Source organism: Cylindrospermopsis sp. CR12 (assembly GCF_001432185.1).
Lineage (GTDB): Bacteria > Cyanobacteriota > Cyanobacteriia > Cyanobacteriales > Nostocaceae > Raphidiopsis > Raphidiopsis raciborskii.
On record NZ_LMVE01000084.1, the window covers coordinates 1 to 2,280 of the forward strand.

A 2,280-nucleotide genomic window follows, 5' to 3' on the forward strand; every position below is an offset into this window, starting at 1 on the left:
AGTATTATGTATATGATCCAGATAGGATTAGTCTAGAAGTATCCATTAGGGAAAATAACTCATTTAAGGAGATTGAGAATTTTACCACTTGGACCAGTCCAAGATTGAAAATAAGATTTGACATGAGCCAAGATGAATTAGTCATCTATTATCCAGATGGGAGTAAGTTTCTTAGTCCTGTAGAATTGAGTAATTATGCAGAACAAGAAACTCAACGTGCAGAACGTGAAAAATTGCTTAAAGAGCAGGAAACTCAACGTGCAGAACGTGAAAGACTTCTCAAAGAGCAGGAAACTCAACGTGCAGAACGTGAAAAATTGCTTAAAGAACAAGAAACTCAACGTGCAGAACGTGAAAGACTTCTCAAAGAGCAGGAAACTCAACGTGCAGAACGTGAAAAATTGCTTAAAGAACAAGAAACTCAACGTGCAGAACGTGAAAAATTGCTTAAAGAGCAGGAACAAATAAAGTATCAAACCTTGCTATCACAATTAAAAGCTAAGGGTATTGATATTACTGCACTCGAAAGTATGAAGTAATACTAGTGTTTAGTTGATTCATCCCGCAAATATGCAACGCCGCCGTACGGTCAACGGATGAAAAAATTAGGGATAGAGACTTATGCCGGACGGATTCAACAACATCAGGACAATTACCCACGTCAGAGTGATTTTAGCTTTGCTGTCTACGGACAATTATGGATTTATGGCATGGAACTATGGGCTGATTTAGCTCTAAGCTTAATTAGTCTTAAACCTCATAAACGCCTCTTTTTCAAGCGTGGCTTTCAGGCTCTATCCCTTATGAAACAAGCTGTTTGACCACTTTGTCACCCCTAAAGGGGAGCAACTGGCACAACCGATCAAGCAACGAGGATGAGACTTTACTTGCGTTTATAGCGTTTAGCTTGATAAGATAGTATTCTCAGGTAAACCCGCTCTGCAAAACAAGATGCTATCGACTGTTTTAGACCACCAACCAATTACAGCTAGAGAAGAAGATCGACCCGCTCTGATCGAACTAGAAGACCTCTTAGGACAATTAGACCCAGAATCCCCTAGCTTTCAACTTGTCAGCACATCAGGAGCTGCCATTGATATCCCCACTCCAGTCTTTAACCTGATGCAGCAGATGGTGCACGAGCTACTTCAAGGCAACAGTGTTACCATCGTCCCGATCCATAAAGAACTTACCACTCAAGAAGCCGCCGACATTCTCAATGTCTCCCGTCAATATCTCGTCGAACTCCTAGATGCCCAAACCATCCCCCATACCAAAGTTGGCACCCACCGTCGCATCCGTTTCGGCAATCTGATGCATTATAAAACTGAGCGCGATGCCAAGCGGCAAGCGGGACTATCGCGGATGACCAAGAAGAGTCAGCAGCTCGGTCTATATACCGAAGCAGCCAATACCCTCCAAGACCCGCAAGGCACATAGAGAGGAAACAACCTTGTCATCTTTTGGAGTAGTTTTGGATGCCTGTGTCCTAATTCCTGCCACCTTGAGAGATACGCTCCTCCGCGCTGTCGAAAAAGGGATGTATCGGCTGCACTGGAGCGACGAAATCTTAGACGAAGTGAGGCGCAATTTGGTCAAGAGAGGAATGACCAGTCCCGAAGATGCTCAAGATCTGATCGACCAAATGAATCGGTTTTTCGCCGAAGCTAATGTGCGAGGGTTTGAAGTACTCATCCCTGCCATGACTAACGATGAGAAAGACCGCCATGTCTTAGCTGCGGCGGTGATGTCTCGATCTCAAGTAATTATCACCAGCAACATCAAGGACTTTCCCAAACAAACATTAGAACCGTTTGGGGTTGAGGCTCAAACCCCAGATGAGTTTCTGACCCATCTCTTCTACTTGAATCCCACGCTGATGATGGAAATTTTGAGTGAACAAGCTGGCGACCTCGACGACCCACCACTGACAGTTCCAGAAGTGTTAGCAGTTCTCGCGATCGTGGCACCAGGGTTTGTGAAATTGATGCAATCATAGATATTTTTATTGCCAAAGCGATCGAATTTCCGGACAAATTTCACTCAAAGAGTTTTCCTTACATTTGTCAATGAATGATGAGTGGCAATCGGGAAACCTAATAGAATAAATCAAATCTAGTTGGTAAGCTATCTCATAAGCTAATCCGCGATATGTACGACATTTTTGATTTGGGATGAGGTGAAGATTATGCTTATCCCTTCAAAAGAGCTAAAGCTTGTCCCGGTGATGTTCCCTTCTTTTTTCGATTTGGTTTCATCCCACATTCCGCACCCTAAGCT

At 43.6% G+C, this 2,280-nt stretch carries 2 protein-coding genes and 2 pseudogenes; all 4 read left to right on the forward strand.

Annotated features, from left to right (window positions below; genetic code table 11):
• Positions 1 to 539: pseudogene (locus ASL19_RS09470) on the forward strand (Uma2 family endonuclease); the annotation flags it as partial.
• Positions 540 to 587: 48 nt separating this feature from the next.
• Positions 588 to 821, forward strand: a pseudogene (locus tag ASL19_RS09475) (IS4 family transposase); the annotation flags it as partial.
• Positions 822 to 951: 130 nt separating this feature from the next.
• Entirely contained in the window at positions 952 to 1,440 is a 489-nt protein-coding gene (locus ASL19_RS09480) for a helix-turn-helix domain-containing protein (protein WP_057178152.1), read from the forward strand.
• A gap of 13 nt (positions 1,441 to 1,453) precedes the next feature.
• Positions 1,454 to 1,999 carry a putative toxin-antitoxin system toxin component, PIN family gene (locus ASL19_RS09485; protein WP_057178153.1) on the forward strand — a complete coding sequence of 182 codons (546 nt, stop codon included), beginning with the start codon at positions 1,454 to 1,456 and terminating at the stop codon, positions 1,997 to 1,999.
• Positions 2,000 to 2,280: the final 281 nt, after the last annotated feature.

Excerpts from the sequence above, each read along its gene's own strand:
- ASL19_RS09480 (WP_057178152.1), top strand. The coding sequence starts at position 952 with ATGCTATCGACTGTTTTAGACCACCAACCAATTACAGCTAGAGAAGAA.